Genomic DNA, 24,482 nt, shown 5'->3' on the forward strand with positions numbered 1-24,482 from the left:
ACCGGAGTTACGAGCCCGGCGTCGGCGCGATCCACAGCGGACCGCGCCGACTGGTGATCGCGGCCGGCTGGTTATGCAAGTGGTTCTTCCGCCAAGAGGAATCACTCGCGTGCCAGGCCGACACATTACCGATCACCAAATGAGGCTCTACATGAAGTACCGCCAGACCGATAGCCCACCCGTGGCCGCCGCCAAGGCGTCGTTCAGCACCTCGACCGCTTACCGGATCGAGAAGGATCGACGCCTTCCGTCGCAGAAGAAGGCTCCCCGCGGCCGTCGCCGGCCAGATCCCTTGGCCCGCGTATTTGAGACAGATATCGTGCCGATGCTGAAGGCCGCCCCCGGTGTGCGGCCGGTCACGATCTTCGAGGAGTTGCTCCGACGCCATCCCGAGCTCGGCGCCGGCATCCGTCGCACGCTGGAGCGCCGGATCCGGGCCTGGCGGGCGATCCACGGCGAGGAGCAGGAGGTCATCTTCCGCCAGACCCACGAACCCGGTCAGCGCGGCCTGTCCGACTTCACCGACATGGGCGAATTGGGTGTCACGATCGCGGGCGTACCGCTCGACCATCGTCTCTATCACTTCCGGCTGGCCTATTCCGGGTTTGAGCACGCCCATGTCGTGCTCGGCGGTGAGAGCTTCGTCGCTCTGGCCGAAGGCCTGCAGAATGCCTTGTGGTCACTCGGTGGGGCGCCACGGGAGCATCGCACCGACAGCCTGTCGGCCGCCTTTTGCAATCTCGACCGCGACGCCAAAGACGATCTGACGCGGCGATACGAAGACCTCTGTGCCCATTACGGCATGCGGCCTTCCCGCAACAATCGTGGCATCGCCCACGAGAACGGGGCGATCGAGAGTTCGCATGGTCATCTCAAGCGAGCGATCGGCGACGCGCTGTTGCTGCGTGGCACCGCCGACTTCGACGATCTGGCTGCCTATCGTGGCTTCATCGATGAGATCGCCAGCCGCCGCAATGCCCGCAACGCCAAGCGGATCGACAGTGAACGTAGCGCACTTCAGGATCTGCCGGACCGCCGCACGTCGGACTATGAAGAGGTGATCGTCCACGTGACGTCGTCCGGCGGCTTCACCTTGCGCAAGGTGTTCTACACGGTGCCGTCGCGCTTAATCGGCCATCGGCTGCGGGTGCGCCTGTATGACGATCACCTCGACGTGTTTGTCGGCGGCACGCATCTCCTCACCTTGCCGCGCGGGCGGCCGCATCCCAATGGCAAGCACGATCAGGTCGTCGATTATCGGCACGTGATCCATTCCTTGCGGCGCAAGCCGATGGCGCTCCTCAACCTGGTCTACCGCGACCAGCTGTTCCCCCGGGAAGCTTACCGCCGAGCCTTCGACGTCTTGCGCAAACGCTTACCGGACAAGAAGGCCTGCCGGATCATGGTCGATCTCCTCGCACTCGCCCATGAGCGCGGTTGCGAGGCCGAACTCGCCAATCAGCTCACGGCCGACCTGAACGACGGCCGGCTGCCCGACCTCAACCGGCTACGTACTCACTTCGCCCCGGATCCCGCCCAGGTGCCGAACGTCGTGGTACGCCTCGCACCGCTCGCCACCTATGAATGCCTCATCGGTACCGCCGAGATCGGAGGCGCCGCATGAGCACAACCAACGTAGTCGACACCGCGCGCCTCAATCTGTTGCTCAACGAGCTGCGGCTGCCCGCCATCAAGGCGCTGTGGCCGCAATTTGCCGAGCAATCCGATAAAGAAGGCTGGCCGGCGGCGCGCTTCCTCGCCACCATTGCCGAGCACGAGATCGCTGAGCGCGGCCGCCGCCGCATCGAGCGCCATCTCGTCGAGGCGCGGCTGCCTACCGGAAAGACCTTTGACAGCTTCGACTTCGAGGCCGTGCCGATGATCTCCAAGGCGCAAATGACCGCACTCGCCGCCGGCGACGGCTGGCTCGGCAAGGGCGCCAATCTGCTGCTGTTTGGTCCGCCCGGTGGAGGCAAGAGCCACTTGGCGGCAGCAATCGGCTTGGCCCTCATCGAGAACGGATGGCGCGTCCTGTTCACTCGCACCACCGATCTCGTGCAGAAGCTCCAGGTGGCTCGCCGCGAGCTCAACCTCGAGGGCGCCATCAACCGCCTCGATCGCTTCGATCTCGTCATCTTGGACGATCTTGCCTATGTCACCAAGGACCAGGCCGAGACCAGTGTGCTGTTCGAGCTCATCAGCGCACGCTACGAGCGACGCTCTTTGCTGATCACCGCCAATCAGCCCTTTGGAGAATGGAACAAGGTCTTCCCGGACCCAGCTATGACCCTCGCGGCGATCGATCGCCTTGTTCACCACGCCACCATCATCGAGATGAACGTCGAGAGCTATCGCAGGCGGACTGCCCTCGAGCGAAAGCGTGGTCCAGGGCGGCCACCGGAGCACGCGACACAAAAAACGCTCGCTTGATTGACGCTCCGCGACAATCAAAGCAAACAAAACTCTTGCGCGCGACAATCATCGCGGCGATCATCATCGCGCCGCGACACTGACTCGCCATCCTGATCGCCGCGCTCTTCCGACCCAGATCGTCGCGCTATAGCCTTGGTGCGAGCCGTACTTGTAAAGCCGTTCGCAGCGACTACGATTCCGTGATGGATCCCGGTCTTTTCGCACTTCTTAGCGAAAGCCTCGATCTGAGGAACTCCCACCTTTCTTCCTTGGTCCCTGCACTCAATGGCGGTCAGGTTCGGCCCGTGATGGGTATGACGGATAATCACCACGTCATGTTCACGAAGCCGCCCGGTGTCCTTGTCGGGCAACCGTAAGGAGGAAGTCACGGTCACTCCGTCGTGGTGCGCGAACATGCGCTCTAAGACAGCGACTAAATGATGGAATCGCTGACCGGGTCGTTCAAGAGAGACGGTTTCCTTCACGGTTCAGATCCTACCTCCACCTGTCAACTTTGTACTCCAAATAGGACGATCAGCCTTCCATCTTTCGAGGCCTTAGAGGCCTATGGAGTAGACATAGTCGAGTTCGTCGCGAATCTCCCGTTCGACATCGAGCGGCTTGAGCTTCACCCGCCAAGTTCTTCATCGCGAAACCTGTCCTCCGAGCCCATGCCCAGAAGCTACAATTTTCGTGGCGACGAAGCGTAGCGTCGGGTAACTGGCCGGAACAGCTTTGTCGCGACATTCATTGCTTTTGCCGTCGGTAAGAACGATCGGATACAAAGGAGAACGGTGCAGCCAAGGGATGCCAACCTCAACACCCTTGACCCGACATAGCTTGGAAGCTATGTGATTGGTTTAGACCGAACTTTTGGCTGTCGCGAAGCTGTTCGCCGAATTCGGTCCGCAGCTCGGTCGGCCCTACGTCGACACGCTCAAGGGCTCGAAACACGCCAACATGAAGGAGATGCGTTTCTCTGTTGCAGACGGCGAATGGCGTGCAGCCTTCGCATTCGATCCGGAGAGGAGTGCCATTGTCCTTGTCGCGGGCGATAGTTCAGGCGGTAGCCAGAAGCGCTTCTATAAGCAGCTTATCGCCAAGGCGGACAGCCGGTTTTCCGACCATTTGGAAAACCTGAAATCCGTAAAGAAGGGGTGATCCTATGGGACGGAGCATCGATCAGGTCATAGCTTCCCTGCCCCGCGACCAGCAGGAGCAGATTGAAGCGCGTTATGACGAACTCCGGCAGGAGGTCGAAGGGCTGCGCGAGTTGCGCCAAATCGCCGGCAAGGCCCAGGAAGATGTCGCGACCGTGCTGAACATCAAACAACCGTCAGTTTCCAAGATCGAGAACCAGGCGGACATGTATCTCTCGACACTGCGCAGCTACGTCGAAGCGATTGGTGGCAAACTGGAACTGACGGTAAAGCTGCCGGCGCGGCCGCCCGTGAGGATCGAACATCTCGGCGACTTAACTCAGCCAGCGAAGCCATCGATTCGGCGAGTAGGCTCTCGGCGGAGGCTTGCTTGACACCTGAGACGATCACTCGACTGCTAGCCTCTATGAATGCCGGCCGCCTCTTGGTGGTCTGCGGCGCGGGGCTTTCGATGGCGCCGCCCAGCAGCCTGCCATCGGCCCGCGCGGTCGCCGAGCGGTGCTTCGACAAATATCGTCTTGAAGCTGATCCGAACTGCGACATCGCTCTTCGGGACAATCTCGAGGCACTCGCCGAGCACTTTGCGGGCCTCAACACCCTGCAATCGGTCTTCATCGAACACCTAGTGCCCTGGCCTGCATTTGTGCGACCTTCGAACACGGGACATGCCGCAATAGCGGATTTTCTCATCACCCGCGCCGCCGTTGCCGGCATATCGAGCAACTACGACACCCTCATCGAGCGACGCGCCTGGGACTACGGCGCGGACTTCCGGGGCTCGCTCGACGGCGACGAAGCCACCGTCGATTCCGTCCGTCAGGCGCCGCTGTTGAAATTCCATGGTTGCTCCCACCGCGATCGGCCAGCGACGGTCTGGGCGCCCTCGCAGCTCGACGATCCGACCATCTCGACCCGGATTGCACGTAGCAAAGTTTGGATGGCTGCCAACCTCCGGCAGAAGGATCTGCTCGTCGTCGGCTTCTGGTCGGACTGGGAATACCTCAATGCCCTGATCGGCGACGCCCTGATCGACGTGCAGCCGCTGTCCGTGACCGTGATCGACCTCTCGCCGACAAATGCGCTCGAGCAGAAGGCCCCGCAGCTCTGGGAGATAGCGCACGCACAAAATGTGACGTTCGAACATGTCCAAGAGTCCGGGGCTATGGCGCTCGACGAACTTCGTCGCGCGTTCTCATCGAACTACCTTCGTCAGGTCCTGAACGCCGGGCGGGCCGCCTTCGAGCACGCCACCGGAGTCCAATGTGATCCAGCTTGGCTGAACGTCGGGAATTTCGATAGCGAGGCTCTGTATGGTCTGCGGCGAGATGCCGAAGGCGTCTCGGCGGCGGAGCCAGCCAAGCTCCTGCGCCCAGCAAATCCAGAAGCCCTCGGCTTCTTCCAACTGCTGCTCCGTCAGGCAGGCGCTGTTCAACGCGCCGACGGCTATGATCTGAACGGCCGGAGCATCCGAGTCCTCAACGGAGCGCAATCCATCCTCGGGACGCTACGGGGGAAATTCGTCGAGCCGCCTGCCGCGATGCAGCCTGACATCGTTGTGGCAGTGGGCGCGACGGACTTGGGCGTGCCCGACAACGTCGTGCGCAGCGGACGCGCCGGTGACGTCATTCGTCCCGACCCAGCCGGCGAATGGTACGACCTTCCCGGGGCAAGAGCTGCGTTGGGCATCTGATGGACATATTCACGCAAGCCGAAATCCTTCTTCGCGACGCCCAATATGAAACTTGGACGTGGACTGGCTCGGCCGGCCCGGTGACCTGTTTCGAAAACGCGGCTCTGATGGGGTTCGTCCACGTCTTCGACACCGCAGATGCTCTCCTCACGGCCTGGAAAGAGAACCAGCAAGCCGCGCTCGCTCGGCATGCCGCTTCGCTGCGCGGCGCCGGAGCGAAAGCGTGGAACGTCTATTCGGTCTTTCTGACCCCGCATCAGGACGCGCGCCGAGGGCGCGAGATCGAGCGCATCGAAGAGGATTTCTCTTTGACCCGAAAGATCGCCAGAGCCGCGATCACCACAGCCGATGACCTCGAGAAGGCGCTTCTACCGTTGCTGTCCATACGCTCCAAGCCGCTGCTCGGCGCATCTAACTTTGAAACGAGACTGCGCACGAGGCTAAAGGACATTCCTCCTGATGCTGTTACCGCGTTCCTTAACGAGACCACGCCGGCAGAGGTCGCTCGCATCTTGGGAGCGACATCATGAGGCTCGATTTCATTGAAGTATGCGGCTTTCGTGGCTTTAGGGATCTCGTTCGGATCAATTTCGGACGGGGCTTCACCGTCATCACCGGTCGCAACGGCGTGGGCAAGAGCACGCTGTGCGATGCTGTCGAGTTCGCGATCACAGGCTCTATCGACAAATACGCCGTGGAGAGGGCGGCGAAGGAAAGCCTCAGCGATTATCTTTGGTGGCGCGGCGAAGGTGTTCCTAAAGCTCATTATGTCACCGCTTCTTTTGTTGACGACAACGGAAAGCCATTCACTGTCACGCGAACGCGGGAATCCGGCTCTGATCGCTCGCCAGAGGAAATCCACGCCGCGCTTTGCCGTGGACCTGCACCAGACGACGCACTTCGTCAGCTCACCCGGACGTCCATCATCCGTGACGAATGGATCGCCGCGCTCAGCCTGGATCTCACTGAGACGGAGCGGTTCGATCTCGTCCGCTCCGCGCTCGGTGCACTGGAAGGTTCGGAAGCCGGTAGCAGAGCCAAGGAGGTCGTGGCTGCCGCCGAAGCCGCGCACAATAAAGATGAGGCCGCTTATGAGGCTGCCCGTTCGCGGCTGGCGGACAGACTGACGCAGCAGTCTGAAACGCAAGCCGCGCTCAGCAGATCAGGGGATGTGTCCACCGCGCTTCAGGTGATCGCCACCGCGGTGCCGGATGCCTCCACCGAGCTGACCGCACGGCTGGCTGCCGGTCGAAACGCGCTCGCAAACGGACGAGCCCGATTGGGTCGAATGGGCGATGCGCTTCAACTCGGTCGCGAGGTCGCATCGGCGCAGGCCGCCTACAACGCTCCAGAGGCTGTTGCGACCCGCGAGGCCGCATCGGCAGCGCATGAAGCGGCAGAGCGTGAGCATGAGGCTGCACAGCAAGTCGTCTCGGAAGCTGAACAACGCCTCATGCGGGAAGAAGAGATGGACGCGATGGCGGCGTCGCTGAGCCTTCTCGTCGAGCACGGTGAGCGGCTTGGGCTGCACGACGATCATTGCCCCCTTTGCGCGGCCCATCGGACGTCGGACGAGTTCGCCGCCGGTCTCGCCGCGGCGCGGCGGCGGATTACATCACTGGCGTCGGGGGTTCAGGCCGCTCGCGATGCTCTCTCGACTGCGAAGGCGAACGCACGGCAACCCAGCCTCACGTTGCAGACAACCGCCGCCGCAGTTCAAACTCATGCAGGGGAGCTGAGCCGGCTGCGCGAGCGGGAAGCGGCTCATGTCGATTTCTACAATCAGTGGGGACTCGATCACCGCTTCATCCAAGATCCTGACGCGCTCGAGCAGGCTATCTCTCCCGAACGTGACCGACTGATCGACGTTGAGCGTGCGCTGCTCGTGCTGGAGGCCTCGCAAGCGGTATCGCGAATGGCGTCGATCGAAAGCTACATCTCAGCGCTGCGAGACGAAATAGAGAAATTAGCTCAGGCAGTTACTCAGTCTCAAAATGCCGTTACGGCGGCGCGCGAAATCGAACGCTCTGTCAGGCGCGTGAGTGCAGAAATCATCGATGAGCGGCTCGCTCAGATCAGTCCCCTGCTCAACGAGCTTTACCAGCGCCTGCGACCGCACGCCGACTGGCGGACAATCGACTACAGCATCCGCGGCGACGTCCGACGTTTCCTGAGCCTCAAGGTGGGAGACGGCCTAAACCCGCAGTTTGTCTTCAGCAGCGGCCAACGTCGTGCAGCCGGCCTAGCCTTCCTTCTTTCCGTCCACCTCGCTCGAGCTTGGACACCACTTAGGTCTCTCCTGCTCGACGATCCCGTTCAGCACATCGACGATTTCAGGGCCCTCCATCTAGTCGAAGTGCTTGCCGCCCTTCGCTCGGACGGGCGCCAGATAATCTGTGCTGTCGAAGACCCCGCGCTGGCCGATCTGCTATGCCGGCGCTTGGTGAGCACCGCGACAGACGGCGGCCGACGTCTCGACATTGACCTTGGGTCGCTCGGCACCACGAGCGTGGTGGTTGACCAGGAAATCTATCCGATGCCGGTCGGCGTTCTACGTGGTGCCGCCACCGCATGACGATCGAAAGCGTGCAAATCGAACTTCCGGCACCGCGCAAGCGTCAAGCGCACGGCCCGTGGAGCGATCTAGCGCTTCACACGATCGGTTGGCGGGCGTTTCAGGATCTTTGCTCGCAGGTATGCGAGGTCGTGCTCGGCAGGCCCGTGGAAATCTTCCGCGAGGCCCAGGACGGCGGTCAGGACGCGGTCTTCCTTATCCCCTCGGGGACCGACGGTCCGCCGATCGGCACGGTCCAGTGCAAGCATACGTCCGAGGCCACGAAGGCCTTAAAGCTCAGCGATCTCACCGCTGAGATTGAGAACGTCGAGGAGCTGGTCAAAGCCGGCCAGGCGGACACCTACGCGTTCATGACGAACATGAGCATAGATGCGCCGGTCGCGGCCGCAATGCGCGCAAGGCTCCGGGCGCTCGGCGTGCGCAAGCCGCACATCCTTGGACGCCAGTACATCGTCAGGGTCATCAGGAGCAGCGCGCGGCTGCGCGCCCTCGTCCCACAGGTCTACGGCCTGGGAGACCTCACCTCGATCGTTGATGAGCGCCTGAGCGAGCAGAGCCGGGCTCTGCTTGATAGCTGGATCCCAAAGCTTCGCACCTATGTGCCGACAAAATCCCATCGCGACGCGGTCAACGCGATCTCCGACCATGGCGTAGTGCTGCTGCTGGGCAATCCCTCAAGCGGAAAATCAGCAATTGGCGCGATCGTCTCAACAATAGCCTCGGAAAATCCGGCCAATACCGTTCTTGCTTTGACCAGTCCACGCGACTTTGAAGCGGGCTGGAATCCGAACGATCCGGGCCGCTTCTTCTGGATCGACGATGCCTTCGGCTCGAACGTGCTGCGCGACGACTATGTGCAAGACTGGGCCTCGGCCTTCTCCAAGCTGCGGGCCGCAGTCAAGCACGGCAACCGCTTTCTCCTGACGTCTCGCAAACACATCTACGAGGCGGCGAGGCGGCGGCTCGGTCAACGCAACCTTGCTCAATTCGCCGACGGTAGCGCCGTGGTCGATGTCGGCGAGCTCACGTTCGAAGAGAAGGCGCAGATACTCTATAATCACGTCAATTTCGGCGAGCAGAGCCAGAGCTGGCGTTCGAGCGTCAAGCCCCACCTCCCAGCGGTCGCCGCTGTACGCGATTTCCTCCCGGGTATCGCAGAACGTCTTGGTGACCCGAACTTTACGAAGGGGCTCGCGCCCCGCGAAAGCTCGCTAGTTCAGTTCATGCAAGAGCCAACAGAACATCTAATCGACACGGTCAATGCCTGGATGATCAGTTGCAGGCGGCGCTCATCCTCGTTTACGTCCATCAAGCCGGCTTCGATCCAAGCGACTACGATGTGCCTGCTGCCCAAGCAGTCGCGGACCTAACAGGCTATAGCCTGACGAAGATCCAAGATTGTTTCACTGAACTGAAGGGCTCTTTCCTGAAGCTCTCCGGGTCCAAATGGACCTTCGCTCATCCAACGATATCTGACGCTCTGACTGAGATCCTTCGCCAGAAGCCGCATATGATGGCGGCGCTCATACGCGGTGCAACCGTCGACACCATTCTCAGCAGCTTTACCTGCGAGAGCTCGCCTCTCATTCGAGATGCGCTCGTTATCCCCACAATCCTCGACGACGCCCTGGTCGCCCGGCTCGGCCGCACGCCGGACGAATGGCACCGCAATTGGATGCTGTTCCACTTCTCGTCCTACCGCGCCAGCGAATCGGTGTTCGCCAAGGCGATTGAGCAATTTCCGGATCTGCTTCAGCGTTCGTGCTGGCATACCGACCTCATTGGCAACGATCCTCGGCTAAACGCATATGCTCGCGCTCATCATCAGGGTGTCTTACCTGATGATCTCCGCTTGGAGGCAGCCGACAGTCTGGAGGCAGCCGCACTTACGGACCTCGATACTTCCTTCTTTGACGAAGAGAATATGCTCGCACTTATTCCGCCATCCCGCCTTGTTGGGCTGGGGCTGGCGCTGCGCGCGAAGGTCTTGCCGTCGCTTGTAGAACGCGCCGACGAGATCGCCGAGGATGTAGATCTGGACGAAGAGCCAGATAGCCATTTCAAGAAGCTTCTCGGTGTATTGGACCGCATCGAGGCGACGGCGGGCGACCCTGAGACCACATCCATGATCGATGACACGCGCGATCGGGTAAAACGGTCGGTCAAGGCGATTGAAGAGCGCAAGCGCGAGCATGACGATAGCTCCGAAGACGAAACTGATTGGACGCACATCGTGACGCAGAAGAAAGAGGAGTCTTCACTTTCAGCTCCCGTCACGACGAAACGCTCGGTGTTCGATGATGTCGACAAATAGTCATCTTGACATCACGCTCCTCGCGTTCGCTTGCGTCAGACGCATCCTTGGCTGATAGCGAGAAAGCAGCACCTGCTCTGCCGCGGACGGGCCATCGTTCAAGGTGATCGAAAAGTTCTCAAGAATCCGCTTTCTACATCACGACCGCTTCAGCTTCGGTTTCAGCTCCCAAAGCAAAGCGCAGCGTCCTGTCTGGCGCCGGCAGGCGGAGGTGTACCGCCAACCTCGCTGCCGTCCGCCTGTCGCTACTCGCCAATTTTCAAGGTCGGGATGAAGCCGCCGACGGAACGGTTTTGGTCATAAATATGCAGTGGCAAATCGGCTTTCGGCATCAAGATCCTTCCAACCTCAACCGCCGTCGATGTTGGCAGTGCCGGAAAAACGTTGATGGTGGCCTGTTCCCCGTGAACCGCCTTGATCCGATCGAACAGACGCCGAAGGTGACGCTTGAACTCCACGAGATCCTCGGGCCGCCGCATAATGTCGTTATGCGGATTTTCCGCCGTCAAGGACCAGATAGCAGTGTCATCACCGAGTACGGCCCGAATTCGATCGTCCGTCACCGTCGCGCTTAGCGCCAGCTTGAGCGCAACGTTTGCGGCTGCTGGTCCCGAATATTCTTCGACGCGGAAGCTTATCGCGGGTTGGTTGGGCTGCCAGCGCCAGGTCGCAGGCTCCCGATACCGCTGATGGACCGCGACCGGGACGATGTCTCCCAAGAGATGCCCTAGCTGGATGAGCAGAGGCTGCGGCGCCAAGGCAAAGACACTGAGCTGCTTGATCTCCTTCTGCTCAATCCGCTCCTTCACCTTACGAGCAAAGACGCGGCGGAGGTTATCCTGCTGGACAGTCCAATAGCCCGCTTCGTGATCAGCATAGTCACATCCGACCAATTCGATATCGATCGTTCGTCCTTCGGCGGGATGCCTGTCGGGTGGCATGGCCATGAAGATCGAACGGGTCGAAACGAGCGCGTCCCGCTGGCCGATATCGGCCGCAAACCGGATGACATGCGCGGCCCGCTCTTGCGCCATTCCGGTGACAATCGCGATTCGATCCTCATGCTCCGCCTTCATCTCGAGAAGGACGTCTTCCGGATGATCCGCGAGATAATCGACATCCACACCCTTATGGTGCTTCGCACAGAGCAGCATCAGGTTGTTCAGATCTTTTGCGAGCGCGGGTGAGCGAACCGGGTCCCCGCGTGGCCCATCGGCGCTATCAGCAACGATGTGCGCTATGAAGCCGAACTTCCCATCCTCGCGACCAGCCAGCAGGTCGCCGATCAGTTCCTCATTGCACCCCCGGTATTCGCACCGGCCTCCGGCCTTGGCCCAGAGAGAGGTTTGAATTTTGTGGGGGATTTGCGTTTTTGCCATGGTGAAGTTCCGGTCCGACTCTGTATAGTGTTCACGTTTTATCCTCAAAGCTCAACCGCGCAGTTTGACAATCCACACGCGGCTCCTGGGCATACTTGGAGGCCGCCTTTGGACCAGCAGACCCTTACCCGCGAGAGCGAGGAATTCCTGGAGGATCTTGCCGAGGAGCTGAGCGTGCCACCCAGCCGCTACGAGCAGGCGGAACGAAGCTACAAGTCCCTGGGAGATTGGCTTCATCGCGACGCTTCGAGCGTCCGGCAATACGGCCCGAAAGTCTACGTGCAGGGGTCGTTTCGGCTCGGCACCACGATCCGTCCCGCGAACGAGGCCGAGGAGTACGACATCGATTCGGTCTGCGAGTTTCAGAAGCTGTCCAAGGCATCCCTCAGCCAACAGCAGTTGAAGATCTTGCTCGGCGCAGAGATCGAGGCGTATCGCAAAGCGCAGAGCATGAGCAAACCGCTGCGCGAGGGCCGTCGTTGCTGGGTTCTGGATTATGCCGACGGCGCGCAGTTCCACATGGACGTGGTGCCTTCAGTTCCCAATGGTCAAAGCGCCCGCATCCTCCTGGAGGCCCGAGGCCTCGATGCGCGCTGGACCGGCACGGCGATCGCCATCACCGACAACGAATGCCCGACCTACACTGCCGTCACGGATGATTGGCCACGCTCGAACCCCAAAGGCTACAGCGAGTGGTTCAAAAGCCGGATGGCAGCCGCTCTCGAACGACGTAAGCGCTTGCTGGCGGAGAGCACGCGGGCCAGCGTCGAGGCGATCCCCGATTACAAGGTGCGCACGCCTTTGCAGGCAGCAATTATGATCCTGAAGCGCCACCGCGATCACAGTTTCGAGCAACGCAAAGGCGAACGGCCAATATCGGTGATCATCACCACCCTGGCGGCACATTCCTACAATGGCGAAGAGACGATCGGCCAGGCGCTGGTCGCAATCCTGACCGGCATGGACAAGCACATCCTTTGGCACAACAACCAGTATTGGATTCCGAACCCGACCGACCCATTGGAAAATTTCGCCGATAAATGGGCAGAGCATCCTGAGCGGGCCAAGGCGTTTTTCGAGTGGCTGCAGAAGGCCAGGACAGAATTCGCGCAAGCCGCCCGTTCGAGCGATAGGAGCCTGATTACCGAAACCGTGGGCCGCGGTGTCGGCGATTCGCTGGCCGATCGCACAGCGCGCCGCCGCCAGCCCCCGGCACGCCCCGCGCTGCTGAAAACCGCATCAGTTGCGCCGGCAAGTGCGGGTCTATCCTTTCCCGACAGGAGTCGCGTTCCAACGAAGCCGCAGGGGTTCGGCGGCGCGGGATGATCTGGTGGCTCGAAAATCCGGCACGGGCCCGATCCGAACGTCAGAGCGTCGCCGAGCTCGCCGAACGCGTGAGCTGGCTCAGGAACGTTCGATGGTATCTGTCGGATAGCGCCGCGCTCGCCGTTGACTTTGAGATCGACCACGACGGCCAGGGTGTCCCGCTCACGATGACCTATGCCGAATTTCATCCCAACGCCCCGCCTATCGTCGTCCCCCGCGATGGCAGTCGGTTGTCGAGTCATCAGTACGGCGCCGGCGGAAACCTGTGCCTGGAACATCGCGCCGACAACTGGGAAACCACGGTCACCGGAGCCATGATGATCGAAAGCGCTCATCGGCTGATCGCCGGTGAACGCGATGGCGATGGTCCCGAATTACCCTCGGCGCACTCTATCTCGATCGGTCAAAGCGTCCGTGGCTCATACTTCCGATTCCTGCTGACTTCGCCGATCGAGGAGCGGCTGAAAGCGATCGAACCTGGCCAATCCGTCGAGATCGGCGTGGCGGAAAAGTACCACGGCGAAACGTTCACCGTCACGATCGCCGAGATCGACGGCGCCACCGACATGCGCGCCTGGCCCCCAGGAATTCGCGAGACGACCAAGCGAGGCCATGCGATTCGACTTCCGGTCGGAACACCGATGCCAACTGCGACGCAAGACAGCATCGCAACCTTGCTCGGTGATCTCGGCTTCGCGACGATGCGTGAGCAGGCATTGGCCGCGACTGGCGAGATGGACTTGGTGTTGATATCCGGGACCGATATAGCGCACTTCTATGCCTATGATGGTAGTCAGAAGCGCCACTTCGGGCGCTCGCGGATCCTCAACGTCGGCGCAGGCACTCGGCTCCCGGATAACTATGCTGTTCTCGCGACCAAACGCGTCGGCGTCGTCGGCTGCGGCTCGCTGGGGTCCAAGGTAGCCGCCATGCTCGCGCGCTCGGGCGTGCACCAATTCACGCTTGTCGATGACGACGTGCTGTTTGCGGCTAACATCGTCCGAAACGAGCTCGGCGCTCCGGCGATCGGTGTTCATAAGGTCGATGCGCTGAAGGCCCGGCTCACGGAGATCGCAGGGACGATCGACATCACAGTGCGGCGGGTGGCGTTGGGTGGGCAGGAAAGCGCAGACTCCACCGATTCCGTGATGTCGGCGCTGCAGACCTGCGACCTGATTGTCGACGCAACCGCCGACGCCCACTGTTTCAACTTTTGCGCCGCGGTCGCAAAGGGGAGCCTGAAACCCCTCGTATGGGGCGAAGTGTTTGCGGGCGGCATTGGCGGCCTCGTGGCACGCGTTCGATCGGGTCACGAACCCGAACCCCACCTCGCGCGCAACCAGATCAACGGTTGGTGCGAAGCGCATGGCATTCCTGCTCCGCTCGCAGGCTTTGCCGCACCCTACGCTGCGGCCGCGGGAGATGGTGCGCCACCGCTCGTGGCCGACGATGCTGAAGTTGCAATCATCGCGGGACACTTGGCGCGTTTCGCAACGGACGTCCTCATTCAACCCAACGAAAGTGCGTTCCCCGTTCCGGCCTACGCTGTCGGCCTACGCCGAGGGTGGATCTTCTCCGATCCGTTCGAGACCTGGCCCATTCAACTCGCCGGTTCTGAACCTTGGAAGGTCGAACAAGACTCCGCGTCGGCGGCCGAGAGCCTGGAATTGCTTCGTGAACTCCTACCCTCGGCGTTCAATGGTCACGATCAGTCTTCCAAGTGACCAGCGAGCCCGCTTTCGCACCTGCCTGAGGCGAGCCGGCAGGCGCGAAATCGGCGGCATCCTGATGGGTGAGCAGGTCGCACCGGACCATTTCCGTATCGTCGATTTCTCCGTCGACGCCACGAGCGGAACGGCCGCTCACTTCGTCCGCAGCCCTGATCATCATGCCGAAGCCCTCGAAACCTTCTTTCGAAAGACGGGATCAGATTTCAGGCGCTTCAATTATCTCGGTGAATGGCATTCCCATCCGAGCTTCCCGGTAAGGCCGAGCCAAGAGGACATGATGTCCATGCAAAGTCTGGTGGATGGCGAGCGGGACATCGAGTTCTCCGCTTTGATGATCGTCAGACTGCGATACCTCATTTTCTTCGAAGCCGCCGCATACATGTTCATCCGGCATGGAGTGCCCGGGCATGTCGCACTCACCCCTGACGCCGGCTGCTAGCCCTTCAGCTTCTGCTTGCCCCCTTCGAGAAAGCCCGACAGCAACACCTCCATTGCCGCCATCAAGTCGTCCGGCTTCTCTGCGCGGAGCTTTTCCGCCTCTTCGACGAAAGGCGCGAGCAGGCTCTTCATTACATCCGGCGACGTCTCCAGCCGCCTGAGCATCTTCAGCCCGTTGTGGGCATAGACGAGAAACTCGGCGTTTCGTTCCGTTATCTCCGCCAGCATCTCGTTGGTGATGCGCTCGCTCGGTGCGGCGAATTCGCCGTCGACCCAATCCACGTACAGCGAGGCGTTCTTGGCGCGGTTTGACGTCTCGTGGAATTCGTTCTGGGTCTGCCTGAACGCCTCCATGGCGGCCTCCCAGTCGCCACGGGCCTTCGCATCGGTCTCGGCCTCAGAGCCCTTCAACATGTATGCATTGGATTTGTTCTTGGCCGCGTGACGACCAAAGGCGGCCAGCGCCTTCTTCTGATCGACTTCGAACCCAAGAACCAGGCTGACCGCCCAGGCGCCGAGGTTGACCTTCGAACACTCCTCAAGGGAGATCTGGTGGAGGCAAAGGGCACGCGCCATCGCGCCGGCTTTCGCCAGAAGCTGCGCCTCGTAAAAGAGGCGCTCGGCATTATCAAATGTCTTCTCGGCGCCGCGGACGAGAACCGCCAAAGGCGCCTGGTCGCGCTTCGCAGCCTTCTCTCCCCTGTCTTCTTGCTTGATATCGTTCATTGTTGTTCCAGCATATTGTAAGCAGAAATACTTCAGCGACTGCAGGCGTTTGCCGTCGAGACGGGAATAGCACATGACCGCCGCCGATTGGACGCCGGTATTCGTCCTGCCGAATATTCCATTGGAAACTGCAATCGGCTGCGAGATCGCGGCGCTCGCGCCCGCGAACGACCACCGCGTTGCGGCCCTCAAGCGGACGCATCCGGCGCTCCGGCGTTTCCTCAACCGTTTTGCCGACAACTTCGGGCAGAAGTTCGAGCCCTCGGTCCTGATCCTGGACGCGGCCGCACCGCCGATCTTTCGCGACGTGACGGCGCTGGCGCGCACGACACGGGCGGCAAGACCAAGGTGAAGCGCACCTTAGCGTCCTGGCTCTATCAAGTGCTCTACGAATGCCGGAACGACTTCCTTCACGGCAATCCGGTCGAGCGCAGCAATCTCTTTCTCCCCCACGCCGCAGCGGACAATCTTCGAATATGCCGCACCGCTCTACCGCATCGCACTGACCGCGTTTCTCCCGCTCACATACGGCGTTTCGATGCCATCGGCCGAAGACGCGCGCGCGTTCGGCGCTTACATCGCCGATCGCATGGACTTCATGGGACCGCAGAAATCCGCGGAGGAAGCGCTCCTGACCGCAACGCGCCAGCCCGCAGGCCGCGCCGCCCGCCGCGCCCGCGTCACGCGCCCTGCTCCCTAGTCGTCGGCGCCAGCGTCCGGCTCCGCGATCAACTCTTCCGCCAGCTCCGAAAGCCACTGCGAAACATCCTCGATCTGCACCGCGCCGGCGTGGACCGCATAATAGTCCCCGACCGTCCGGAACGCCTCGCCAAAGCGATCCGCGAACATCTTCTGCAGCTTGTCATTCCGGCTCAGCACACTCGACAGGGCGCGACCGCCCCGCAGGAATCTGAGGGCATGCTCGATGCCGAGGAGGTAGAGATATTTTCGCTTCGCGGTCGGATGCTCCGCGAGCAACAGGTAATCCTTGAACACGGAATTCTGGCGGATCGATTCCGCGCCGCCGCGCCACCGAATGAATTTGAACTCGGCGACCCGCAGGTTGGTCTCCAGGTCAAAATCGCGCCCGGTATTCCCGGCGCCGAGCGACACATATTCGACCCGTTCGCCCGGTTCGAGGATGTGCGGAAGGCAGAGCAGGATGCCGAGCGCATGGATCGTCACATTGATCTGCCCGGCCAGGCGCTTCATTTCGGCGGCCGCCGCCAATGCCTCACGACCCACGCCGGCGCTCTCGAGAAAGCCTGCGCAATCCTTCGCCGCCACGCCGCGCACCGCGCTCTCGATCCGCGCAAGCGTCTGCGTCAGATCGGGGCCAGTGAACCGCAAGAGCAGATCGCGAATATCGGCCGGATTCGTCATGCGCCCGCCTGGCCGGCGAAACGAAGCCGATCGATCTGATTGTAGTTGATCACCGCGGGGTCGGCGCCGATCACCGGAAAGCGGCTGACCACGTAATGCACGACCTTGTCCATGCCCAGTTCCTGTTTCAGCAGATGTTCGCGGCCGCGTTCTTTCTTCAAGGCGCGAGCATAGTAGTTCGTCAGGGACCGGTTATATCGGACGAAGAGCGCGCGCTCAGCCTCAATCTTAGAAAGATCAATCCAGTTATTCTTGCACTGGATGTTGAAGATGACGCCGCCGCGCGTAGCGACGACATCGAATTCCTTCCGATTGATCCGCTTGATGCCCGTCACGGTGAAACCCATGCGCTCGAGGTCGCGTTTCACCATGTCCTCGAAGATGAAGCCTGCATGGATCTGGAAGCGCCGGCGGCTGCCCAGGTGAATATTCTTGAACGCATAGAGAAAGCGCGACAGGAGGTTGACGTTCGAGACGACCCGATCCCCAGGTCCAGGAATGGCTGATAGGCATTGGTGTTCGTTGCGTAGTCCGAGGGCTTGTTGACGAGGAGTGCCTCAAGCTCGGCGGGATCCAACTCGGACTGCGCGCGCAGCATCGAGCGAAATTTCTCCTTTCCGATCTCGACATAATAGTCGTCGCGGCAACGGCGCGCGAAGGCCACAACGAGCAGACCCATGGCGGAAAACTCGGAGTCCTTGAGGCCGAAGGCCTCGTAGGTCGCGCCGATCAGCTTCACGCCATTGCGCAGTTCTGCGGCTGAAAAGATCTTCCCTCGATCCAGCGCCTCCATGGCGGGCATCGTGAACTGGTCGCCACGCAGCTCAGCCATCACATGGATCGATGCGCGCTCCGGTTCGAGAAAATAGTCGTCCAAGGTCTCGAAGCCATGGCTCGCCATCGCGCCGATGTGGTCGACCTCCAGGCTGAACTCCGGCAGGGCGTCGAGCAGCGCGAGCTTTTGATGGAAGCCGGTGATGGCGATGCAGCTATGCTCGACCTGCGGCATGAGAACGGTCAGCGCATCGTAGGGCTGAAGAACCAGCGCGCCGGAGCACGCGTAGGGCATGGTGTACACCAGCGATACGAAGTGCCGTCGCCGCGACTGAAAATAGTCGACCGCCCCGCCGATCGTGTCGAGCGTGATGGCTGCACTACGGGCATCCAGGCCATGCGCGGCAAAGGCCGCACCCATGGCGCCAGCGTAGAGCATGACCCGCGCAAACCGAGAGATGACCGGCGCCTCGACATGTGGTGCCAGCGCCTGACGCACGGCCAGCCAGGTCGGGCCTGGGTTTGCTACGAACGCATCGTCTAGTCGGACCGCGCACAACCAGGCGCGGAGCCGATCGTCGGCGATGCCGAATTTCGGGAGATTGATGAACTCCTCCACGGCTCGGATCGTCTCATGCCATGCGGCCACCGCGTCATCGCGGCGATATTGCGCGAGAACGGACAGCACGCCGTTGCCGTGGGCGGCCAACTGGTTTTCGATCAGTACCCTCGCTTCACTTCCCGATATCGTCCGCATGGCAGTTGGGTTCCCCGCAGGCATACCTAATGATGAAATGATCTGTTTGCGAGTGAATCGATCAATCGCGAACAGGAAGGGTTCAATCTTCGCGGCTTGAGCTGAAAGCCAATCCTCGACCTGACCGTCGAGTGGTGTTGCTATCTTGGATCGACCATTCGTCCTCGAAATAGCGGGAGCCACATCCGGTTCTTCGAACCAACCGTGGCTCCCGAGCGCCATTATTTTCCACGTTCCGACGCCGCCACCTTTTTGCTGAGGAAATGCGGAACCTCTTACCATCTTGAGAGGCAACCTCCGGACTCTCCGCTCCTTGCATCATTGAGTTCGTGCGACGCCTAGACGATTTTCTCCGTTAGCGGTGCTTGAGGTCTTCTGCTCGGTGGTCCATTAGGCGAGATCATTTGCGAGGCGGAGGATCTGGCCATTGTGCTGACAAGAGAGCTGGTCGTAACCCTGAGCTTTGTGACGAACAAGAGCCCGACGTCCTTAGCCGGGGTTTGGATACCTTGCTTTCGCAAAACTCGTTAGTTGCGGGGACACGCAACACCCGATTGTTGCGATTGATCGAGAGGGTCGTCCCCCGCATGGCTGCGTAATTTCGACCGTTGCCCTCCGAAGGCGAAGGCCACACGTTCGAATCGTGTCGGGTGCGCCATTCTTCTCGATGACGAGTGGGGGCAAACGCATCCGGGCGGACAGATGCGGCTTCGCCATTGTCGACTGCCGTGTGCTGGAAGGACGCGCCCGAAAGCCATTGAGCGTTGTGCGAAGCGCCCGCTCTACATCATCGAATGAGTGCCGTGGAAGAGGCTCGGTCGCGATCCGCACTATAGATCGCTCTGCAAGAGCAGTTCCTCTGTACAGAACTATTGGTAGCGCCCTAGTCCAAGATCCTCTGTTTCGATGTCGGGTTTGCGGTCCGAGACAAGGTCCGCTAAGACGCGCGAAGAACCGCAGCACATTGTCCAACCGAGAGTGCCATGCCCGGTATTCAAGAATAGATTTCTGATCTTCGTCCGGCCGATGATTGGGGTGCCGTCGGGAGTCATCGGTCGCAGGCCTGACCAGAAGGATGCGCTGTTGGGATCTCCACCGGGAAATAGATCCATTACGGAATATTCCAGGGTCTGCCGACGTGCATCGACGAGATCATTGGTGTAACCTGAGATTTCAGCCATCCCGCCGACACGGATGCGATCTCCGAGACGGGTGATCGCAATCTTGTATGTCTCATCCATGACCGTCGACTCGGGGGCGCGCGATGCGTCGGTGATTGGAATTGTCAGCGAGTACCCTTTAACAGGATAGACTGGCAGCTTGATTCCGATCTTCTTGAGGAGAAGCGGTGAATAGCTTCCGAGTGCGACAACGACTGCGTCAGACCGAATAGTCCCGTGATCGGTGATCACGCCACGCACTTGGCCGCCTTCGATGTCCAGTCCATTGATGAGATGTCCGTAACGGAAATCGACCCCCAACGCCGCGGCTTTTTGCTCCAGTGCATTAGTGAACTTGAAGCAGTCGCCGGTCTCGTCCTTCGGGGTCAAAAGTCCTCCGACTATTCGGTCGCGAACGTAGCGCAATGCGGGTTCGGCCCGAACACAGCCATTGCGATCGAGTACCTCGAAAGGAACACCATCAGCCGCAAGAGCCTTCACGTCCTTTGCCGATGTTGTTGCTGAGTTCGGAACAGCTGCAGGGTTCCCTGCATGCGCTCGTCATAACTTAACGAGGCCTCACTCCTCACCTCGGCAAGCGCCCTGCGACTGTAGTCAGCCAGACGCAGCATCCGGCCCTTGTTGAGCGCATATCGGCCTGCCGTGCAGTTGGATAGCATGCGGCAGAGCCAGGACAACATCGCCGCATCAAGCTTTGGGCGAAGGATCAGCGGCGCATGGCGCATGAGCATCCACTTGACGGCCTTCACGGGAATTCCCGGGGCAGCCCACGGCGAACAATAACCAAACGAAACCTCACCCGCGTTCGCGAAACTCGTTTCAAGCGCTGGGCCTGACTGCCTATCGAGAACAACGACTTCGTGCCCGAGCTTTACAAGTTGATATGCGGTTGTGACACCGATAACGCCTGCGCCTAGAATCGTTACTTTCATTTTCTAATCCAACGTCTTGCTTGAAGATGCCGGCTCATCTGCGATGAACGTTCAGCAATAGCTTCTGAAGAAGCGACGACCGAGGCCGGTGAGAATTTCGTAGGAGATCGTCCCGGCGTCAGCCGCCAGCATTTCGAGGGTCTGATGAGGACCGATCACTTCCACGAGGCTCCCTAGATCGAGAGCGTCGTTGGGCAGATCGGAGATGTCGACTGTCAAACTGTCCATGGAGACTCGCCCCACGATAGGCAGGCGTTGACCCTCGAAGTAGACGGCTCCGCGGCCACTCAGGCTGCGTGGAAGCCCGTCTGCATAGCCAGCGCAAAGTGTAGCAAGCCGGGTGCACTCGTTAGTTACGTGCGTTCCGCTATAGCCGACCAGTGTGCCGCGCGGGACCGTGCGGGTCTGCGCGACCGCGACAGAGAGGGTGACGACGGGCTCCATCGGATTTGCTCCATCCAATTGCGGCGCACCGCCATAGAGCGCGAGTCCCGGACGAACGAGAGAGCCGTGATAGTCCTTGCCCATCAGGACGCCAGCGGAGTTGGCGAAGCAGGAGGGCACCGGCGCGAATTCCTCTACAACCGTTTGCATCGCTGCGAGCTGCGCGGCATTTTGGGGCTTGGCAGGCTCATCTGCGGAGGCCAGATGGCTCATGACGTAGTGAATTTCGAGCTCCGGCGATTGCGCGATCTCCTCACGCACCGCAGCGCGATCGGCAGGCGCAAAGCCGAGCCGTGACATGCCGGTATCGAATTGCAGAACGGCGGGGAGACGTCGGCTCTCGGCACGCGCCTGAGTGCGCCAACGGTAAAGCTGGGTGAGCGAGTTGATGACAGGAGTGACTTGGGCCGACGCGCAAGCAGCCTCCGCACCGGGCAAGAGGCCGTTTAGCACGAAGAGCCGCGCGTCGCTGGAAATATGAGGCCGCAACGCGATGGCCTCCTCCGCATGCGCCACGAAAAAGTCTCTGCAGCCGACTTCAAGCAACGTCTCCGCCACTCGGATGGCACCCAAGCCATAGGCATCGGCTTTGACCACTGCTGATACGCGAGCTGGCCTCGTCATCGATGCAATGCGCTGAAAATTCCGGCGCAACGCTGCCAAATCGACGGTCATGTAGCCGGGGAAGCCCTGCGCTTTCCCGGCGAGCACCGCCCCAGGAGCAGTCCGCTCCAATGTCTCTTCGCTTTCCATGAGGAAAGGCTAACGCAACATTCGAGCAAGTGCTGGCCAATTCCTTGCTCGATTGTTCGAGAACTGTTAAGGATTCGAACAATCTGCGAAGTTTTCGAATAATCGTGCAAGACCTATGGACAGCATAGATCGCAATATCTTGCGTGCGCTCCGCGTAAATGCCCGGGTGAGCAATGTAACTTTGGCGCAGGAAGTTGGGCTTTCTCCTTCGGCGTGTCTGCGGCGTATCAAGCTGCTCGAGAGGGCCGGCGTCATTCGCGGGTATACGACACTCGTCGAGATCAGTTCCGGCTCACAAGGTCTTGCCGTGTTGATCAACATCACGTTGGAACGGCAGACGGTAGATTATCTCAATAAATTTGAGCCGCGGTGCGCAAGTATCCGGAGATTCAGGAGTGCTATCTCATGACTGGGGGAGCGGATTACTTCTTGCGAGTGGAGGCGGCCAATGCTGTCGAGTTCGAGCGCATTCACAAGGAGATCCTCTCGACCCTTCCCGGCATCTCACGGATTCATTCCAGCTTTTCGATTAGAAACGTGCTTGCAAGCCGAACAAACGCTCGGCGCTGATGTACGTTTTTTCGGCCAATAGAGCTCCTATATCTCTCATTCGATGCGTCCCTTAGCAGTACTTGAACGCTGAATACGCGCGGACGCCTGTCGCTTGCTGCGCTGTCGGTCAAGCCGACTAGGGCTCGAACTCAACTGATCTAGGGCGGCAAGATGGACGGCAGCCAAGAAGTTCCTGGCTAATTTGTCGTAGCGAGTTGCGAGCCCATTGCTTGTCCTTGAGCCAGAACAGTCCTTTGCACATCGAAGTTCCCCGCGTGGAATCAACCCGCTGCGTGGGAATCAGAGTTCGCTAATTAGGTACAGACCCTTCTGTAATGGGCCCGATGATGTCAAGCCTCCCGAGTGAACGTCACGCCGCCAAGCCCATGCTTCTGTTCGTGGTCGACGCCTGGCCGCCACATCATGCTCTCAGAGGGAGCGGTGAGCCTATCTAGATACGCGTGGTTCGTCGGACGACGGCCACCGGGCGTGTAACGGCTTCATCGCATCCACCGTCCCGGCGACGGGACTTCGGGCACCGGGCTTCAGTTCATCCCGGTTGCGTTCTTGATCTCCTCCACGTCTTCTATGCTGCGATTGAGCCCGCTTCGGCCCATCGGTAGGTTGTGCCATCGACCCAGATCCGATGCAGGATCACCGCGAGCTTGCGTGCCAAGTCGACCTTTGCGCGCTTCGAGCCTCTCCGCTTGGCGACGTCCATCCCCCAGCGTTTGAGTTTTGAGAACCGCGTGATGCGCGATAGCAGAACGTTGGCGGCTTCGTACAAGGCCGTCCGCACCGTCTCATCGCCGGCCAGCGTGATTCCGCCAGTGACGTCCTTTTCTCCCGATTGATATTTCTTTGGCGTGAGCCCGAACAGCGCGCCTGCTGCCTTTGACTTGAGGATCATCAATCGCTGATTTGTAGGTGATGGCCACCAGGGGACCAACGCCTGGTACTGTCATAAGCCGGCGGCAGACTGCATCATCACGCACAATTGCCAGCACAGCCTTGTGTAGTCTTCCGTATTCCGCCTTCAGGGCCGATCGTGCCGAAAGCATCGCACCAGCAATGCGCTCCAATGTCGCCTGGCCTGCAACCAACTCTCGAATCCGTGCTTCGAAATTCCTTCGCGTCACCGGGCCCCCCTTCAGACCGAAGCCGCGCAAAATCCCCCGAATACTTAATTCTACATCGATCAGCCGCCCGAGAAGCTGTTTGCGTGCGATCAGAAGTGCCCGGATCTCTTGCGCATCAACCGACTTTGCGTGTACCTGCCGAAACCATCCCATCCGGATCAACTGGGCGATCCCGCCGGCATCCTTGCGATCCGTCTTGACCGTCATTGCGGGTAAGGCAGCCTTCACGTGCCGCGTTTCCAGCAGAACTGTTTCAAATCCTGCACCTTTCAGGCCTGCATGCAGCCATTGCGACAGCGGCCCAGCCTCCAGCCCTATCCGCTTCACTGCAAAGCCGAGCGTCTCAAAAAACTCAACCAAGGCGTCGGGTTCGCTCGCGACCTTCGCTTCCTTCAGGATCTTACCCTGGGCGTCCAAAATACACACGCTCGACAGTTCCAAAGACACGTCGATTCCGGCATAATTCTCCACGGCTGTCCTCCGTCTCCAGATGCTTGGGGCCGACTCAAGTCGTGACCCCGTTTCATCATCTATCGGGGGACAGCCACCATCATGACCCTTGCTCTGGAGCCGGGCCCATTACTGCATCTAGAACTCACTCCATACTCGATCCGCTAACAAGTCGCTAACAGATCGTCGTGGCACTTGGGATGCGCAGCAAACGAGCATCCTTTACAAAGCAATGCCAGCCCTTCTGTTGCACTGTAACGAGTTGTCCGTGAACAAGCCTCCAAGCACTTGATTGGGAGTCTGTTTTCCGGTTGCGGCGGCATTCGAGATTGCAGGGGATTGAGGGTTCACAGCCCAAAACCCTGCA

At 60.3% G+C, this 24,482-nt stretch carries 20 protein-coding genes and 4 pseudogenes; 15 read left to right on the forward strand and 9 right to left on the reverse strand.

What is annotated here, in order from left to right; translation table 11 throughout:
• Positions 1-73: 73 nt before the first annotated feature.
• Together istA and istB are read left to right on the forward strand one after the other, a co-directional pair.
• Positions 74-1,624, forward strand: coding sequence for an IS21-like element ISBj11 family transposase (gene istA, locus ABIA45_RS24840; protein ID WP_253601013.1), 1,551 nt, complete (start codon positions 74-76; stop codon positions 1,622-1,624).
• On the forward strand, positions 1,621-2,430 hold the full coding sequence (gene istB, locus ABIA45_RS24845; protein ID WP_404654064.1) for an IS21-like element ISBj11 family helper ATPase IstB: 810 nt from the start codon (positions 1,621-1,623) through the stop codon (positions 2,428-2,430). The genes istA and istB overlap by 4 nt, the downstream gene beginning before the upstream one ends.
• A gap of 17 nt (positions 2,431-2,447) precedes the next feature.
• Here istB and ABIA45_RS24850 read toward each other — a convergent pair whose 3' ends face one another.
• Positions 2,448-2,897: a restriction endonuclease gene (locus tag ABIA45_RS24850; protein ID WP_404654066.1), complete on the reverse strand. Its 450-nt coding sequence runs from the start codon at positions 2,895-2,897 to the stop codon at positions 2,448-2,450.
• Positions 2,898-3,279: 382 nt separating this feature from the next.
• Between ABIA45_RS24850 and ABIA45_RS24855 the strand changes: the two are divergent.
• From ABIA45_RS24855 to ABIA45_RS24885, 7 genes and pseudogenes are all read left to right on the forward strand, one after another.
• Positions 3,280-3,573 (forward strand): annotated as a pseudogene (locus ABIA45_RS24855) (type II toxin-antitoxin system RelE/ParE family toxin); the annotation flags it as partial.
• Between the two features lie 4 nt (positions 3,574-3,577).
• Complete coding sequence (locus ABIA45_RS24860; protein ID WP_404654067.1) at positions 3,578-3,946, forward strand: XRE family transcriptional regulator; 369 nt, start codon at positions 3,578-3,580, stop codon at positions 3,944-3,946.
• Positions 3,943-5,262 carry an SIR2 family protein gene (locus ABIA45_RS24865; protein WP_404654069.1) on the forward strand — a complete coding sequence of 440 codons (1,320 nt, stop codon included), beginning with the start codon at positions 3,943-3,945 and terminating at the stop codon, positions 5,260-5,262. The genes ABIA45_RS24860 and ABIA45_RS24865 overlap by 4 nt, the downstream gene beginning before the upstream one ends.
• Positions 5,262-5,792: a hypothetical protein gene (locus tag ABIA45_RS24870; protein ID WP_404654070.1), complete on the forward strand. Its 531-nt coding sequence runs from the start codon at positions 5,262-5,264 to the stop codon at positions 5,790-5,792. The genes ABIA45_RS24865 and ABIA45_RS24870 overlap by 1 nt, the downstream gene beginning before the upstream one ends.
• Positions 5,789-7,837 (forward strand): AAA family ATPase, encoded by a 2,049-nt coding sequence (locus ABIA45_RS24875; RefSeq protein ID WP_404654072.1) that lies wholly within the window; start codon positions 5,789-5,791, stop codon positions 7,835-7,837. The genes ABIA45_RS24870 and ABIA45_RS24875 overlap by 4 nt, the downstream gene beginning before the upstream one ends.
• Positions 7,834-9,207: a hypothetical protein gene (locus ABIA45_RS24880; protein ID WP_404654073.1), complete on the forward strand. Its 1,374-nt coding sequence runs from the start codon at positions 7,834-7,836 to the stop codon at positions 9,205-9,207. The genes ABIA45_RS24875 and ABIA45_RS24880 overlap by 4 nt, the downstream gene beginning before the upstream one ends.
• Positions 9,114-10,151, forward strand: coding sequence for a hypothetical protein (locus ABIA45_RS24885; RefSeq protein WP_404654074.1), 1,038 nt, complete (start codon positions 9,114-9,116; stop codon positions 10,149-10,151). The genes ABIA45_RS24880 and ABIA45_RS24885 overlap by 94 nt, the downstream gene beginning before the upstream one ends.
• 245 nt (positions 10,152-10,396) lie before the next feature.
• Here ABIA45_RS24885 and ABIA45_RS24890 read toward each other — a convergent pair whose 3' ends face one another.
• The gene (locus tag ABIA45_RS24890; protein ID WP_404654076.1) at positions 10,397-11,530 is read right to left on the reverse strand and encodes an SAVED domain-containing protein; all 1,134 of its coding nucleotides are present in this window, start codon (positions 11,528-11,530) and stop codon (positions 10,397-10,399) included.
• Between the two features lie 108 nt (positions 11,531-11,638).
• On the opposite strand from ABIA45_RS24890, the gene ABIA45_RS24895 reads away from it, so the two are divergent.
• From ABIA45_RS24895 to ABIA45_RS24905, 3 genes are read left to right on the forward strand one after another with little or no spacing between them, the layout of a single operon-like run.
• Positions 11,639-12,856 carry a nucleotidyltransferase gene (locus ABIA45_RS24895; RefSeq protein WP_404654078.1) on the forward strand — a complete coding sequence of 406 codons (1,218 nt, stop codon included), beginning with the start codon at positions 11,639-11,641 and terminating at the stop codon, positions 12,854-12,856.
• Positions 12,853-14,580: a ThiF family adenylyltransferase gene (locus tag ABIA45_RS24900; protein ID WP_404654079.1), complete on the forward strand. Its 1,728-nt coding sequence runs from the start codon at positions 12,853-12,855 to the stop codon at positions 14,578-14,580. The genes ABIA45_RS24895 and ABIA45_RS24900 overlap by 4 nt, the downstream gene beginning before the upstream one ends.
• A complete protein-coding gene (locus tag ABIA45_RS24905; RefSeq protein ID WP_404654081.1) occupies positions 14,555-15,025 on the forward strand; it encodes a Mov34/MPN/PAD-1 family protein in 471 nt (156 codons plus the stop codon). The genes ABIA45_RS24900 and ABIA45_RS24905 overlap by 26 nt, the downstream gene beginning before the upstream one ends.
• Here ABIA45_RS24905 and ABIA45_RS24910 read toward each other — a convergent pair.
• Positions 15,022-15,825, reverse strand: a complete 804-nt coding sequence (locus ABIA45_RS24910) for an AbiV family abortive infection protein (RefSeq protein ID WP_404654083.1) — start codon at positions 15,823-15,825, stop codon at positions 15,022-15,024. The two genes, ABIA45_RS24905 and ABIA45_RS24910, sit on opposite strands and share 4 nt — an antisense overlap.
• On the opposite strand from ABIA45_RS24910, the gene ABIA45_RS24915 reads away from it, so the two are divergent.
• Together ABIA45_RS24915 and ABIA45_RS24920 are read left to right on the forward strand one after the other, a co-directional pair.
• Positions 15,824-16,102, forward strand: coding sequence for a hypothetical protein (locus ABIA45_RS24915; RefSeq protein ID WP_404654085.1), 279 nt, complete (start codon positions 15,824-15,826; stop codon positions 16,100-16,102). The two genes, ABIA45_RS24910 and ABIA45_RS24915, sit on opposite strands and share 2 nt — an antisense overlap.
• A 186-nt stretch (positions 16,103-16,288) precedes the next feature.
• Positions 16,289-16,450: a hypothetical protein gene (locus ABIA45_RS24920; RefSeq protein WP_404654087.1), complete on the forward strand. Its 162-nt coding sequence runs from the start codon at positions 16,289-16,291 to the stop codon at positions 16,448-16,450.
• Here the strand turns inward: ABIA45_RS24920 and ABIA45_RS24925 are convergent.
• The 5 genes and pseudogenes from ABIA45_RS24925 to alr form a co-directional block, all read right to left on the reverse strand.
• Positions 16,447-17,133 carry a hypothetical protein gene (locus ABIA45_RS24925; RefSeq protein WP_404654088.1) on the reverse strand — a complete coding sequence of 229 codons (687 nt, stop codon included), beginning with the start codon at positions 17,131-17,133 and terminating at the stop codon, positions 16,447-16,449. The two genes, ABIA45_RS24920 and ABIA45_RS24925, sit on opposite strands and share 4 nt — an antisense overlap.
• Positions 17,130-17,504, reverse strand: coding sequence for a hypothetical protein (locus ABIA45_RS24930; RefSeq protein WP_404654090.1), 375 nt, complete (start codon positions 17,502-17,504; stop codon positions 17,130-17,132). The genes ABIA45_RS24925 and ABIA45_RS24930 overlap by 4 nt, the downstream gene beginning before the upstream one ends.
• Positions 17,498-18,958: a hypothetical protein gene (locus ABIA45_RS24935; RefSeq protein ID WP_404654092.1), complete on the reverse strand. Its 1,461-nt coding sequence runs from the start codon at positions 18,956-18,958 to the stop codon at positions 17,498-17,500. The genes ABIA45_RS24930 and ABIA45_RS24935 overlap by 7 nt, the downstream gene beginning before the upstream one ends.
• Positions 18,959-19,533: 575 nt before the next feature.
• Positions 19,534-20,777: pseudogene (locus tag ABIA45_RS24940) on the reverse strand (D-amino acid dehydrogenase).
• A 51-nt stretch (positions 20,778-20,828) separates the two neighbouring features.
• On the reverse strand, positions 20,829-21,974 hold the full coding sequence (gene alr, locus ABIA45_RS24945) for an alanine racemase (RefSeq protein WP_404654093.1): 1,146 nt from the start codon (positions 21,972-21,974) through the stop codon (positions 20,829-20,831).
• A 115-nt stretch (positions 21,975-22,089) separates the two neighbouring features.
• Between alr and ABIA45_RS24950 the strand changes: the two are divergent.
• Positions 22,090-22,544: pseudogene (locus ABIA45_RS24950) on the forward strand (Lrp/AsnC family transcriptional regulator).
• Positions 22,545-23,112: 568 nt separating this feature from the next.
• On the opposite strand, the pseudogene ABIA45_RS24955 reads toward ABIA45_RS24950, so the two are convergent.
• Positions 23,113-24,136 (reverse strand): annotated as a pseudogene (locus tag ABIA45_RS24955) (IS110 family transposase).
• Positions 24,137-24,482: the final 346 nt, after the last annotated feature.

The sequence above is a fragment of the Bradyrhizobium sp. USDA 336 genome (assembly GCF_044908355.1).
GTDB lineage: Bacteria > Pseudomonadota > Alphaproteobacteria > Rhizobiales > Xanthobacteraceae > Bradyrhizobium > Bradyrhizobium yuanmingense.

Coding starts and splice junctions, on each gene's coding strand:
- ABIA45_RS24900 (WP_404654079.1), top strand. CDS start 12,853: ATGATCTGGTGGCTCGAAAATCCGGCACGGGCCCGATCCGAACGTCAG.
- ABIA45_RS24915 (WP_404654085.1), top strand. CDS start 15,824: ATGACCGCCGCCGATTGGACGCCGGTATTCGTCCTGCCGAATATTCCA.
- istA (WP_253601013.1), top strand. CDS start 74: ATGCAAGTGGTTCTTCCGCCAAGAGGAATCACTCGCGTGCCAGGCCGA.
- ABIA45_RS24880 (WP_404654073.1), top strand. CDS start 7,834: ATGACGATCGAAAGCGTGCAAATCGAACTTCCGGCACCGCGCAAGCGT.
- ABIA45_RS24860 (WP_404654067.1), top strand. CDS start 3,578: ATGGGACGGAGCATCGATCAGGTCATAGCTTCCCTGCCCCGCGACCAG.
- ABIA45_RS24890 (WP_404654076.1), bottom strand. CDS start 11,530: ATGGCAAAAACGCAAATCCCCCACAAAATTCAAACCTCTCTCTGGGCC.
- alr (WP_404654093.1), bottom strand. CDS start 21,974: ATGGAAAGCGAAGAGACATTGGAGCGGACTGCTCCTGGGGCGGTGCTC.
- ABIA45_RS24875 (WP_404654072.1), top strand. CDS start 5,789: ATGAGGCTCGATTTCATTGAAGTATGCGGCTTTCGTGGCTTTAGGGAT.
- ABIA45_RS24930 (WP_404654090.1), bottom strand. CDS start 17,504: ATGGTGAAACGCGACCTCGAGCGCATGGGTTTCACCGTGACGGGCATC.
- istB (WP_404654064.1), top strand. CDS start 1,621: ATGAGCACAACCAACGTAGTCGACACCGCGCGCCTCAATCTGTTGCTC.
- ABIA45_RS24925 (WP_404654088.1), bottom strand. CDS start 17,133: ATGACGAATCCGGCCGATATTCGCGATCTGCTCTTGCGGTTCACTGGC.
- ABIA45_RS24920 (WP_404654087.1), top strand. CDS start 16,289: ATGCCATCGGCCGAAGACGCGCGCGCGTTCGGCGCTTACATCGCCGAT.
- ABIA45_RS24870 (WP_404654070.1), top strand. CDS start 5,262: ATGGACATATTCACGCAAGCCGAAATCCTTCTTCGCGACGCCCAATAT.
- ABIA45_RS24905 (WP_404654081.1), top strand. CDS start 14,555: ATGGTCACGATCAGTCTTCCAAGTGACCAGCGAGCCCGCTTTCGCACC.
- ABIA45_RS24910 (WP_404654083.1), bottom strand. CDS start 15,825: ATGTGCTATTCCCGTCTCGACGGCAAACGCCTGCAGTCGCTGAAGTAT.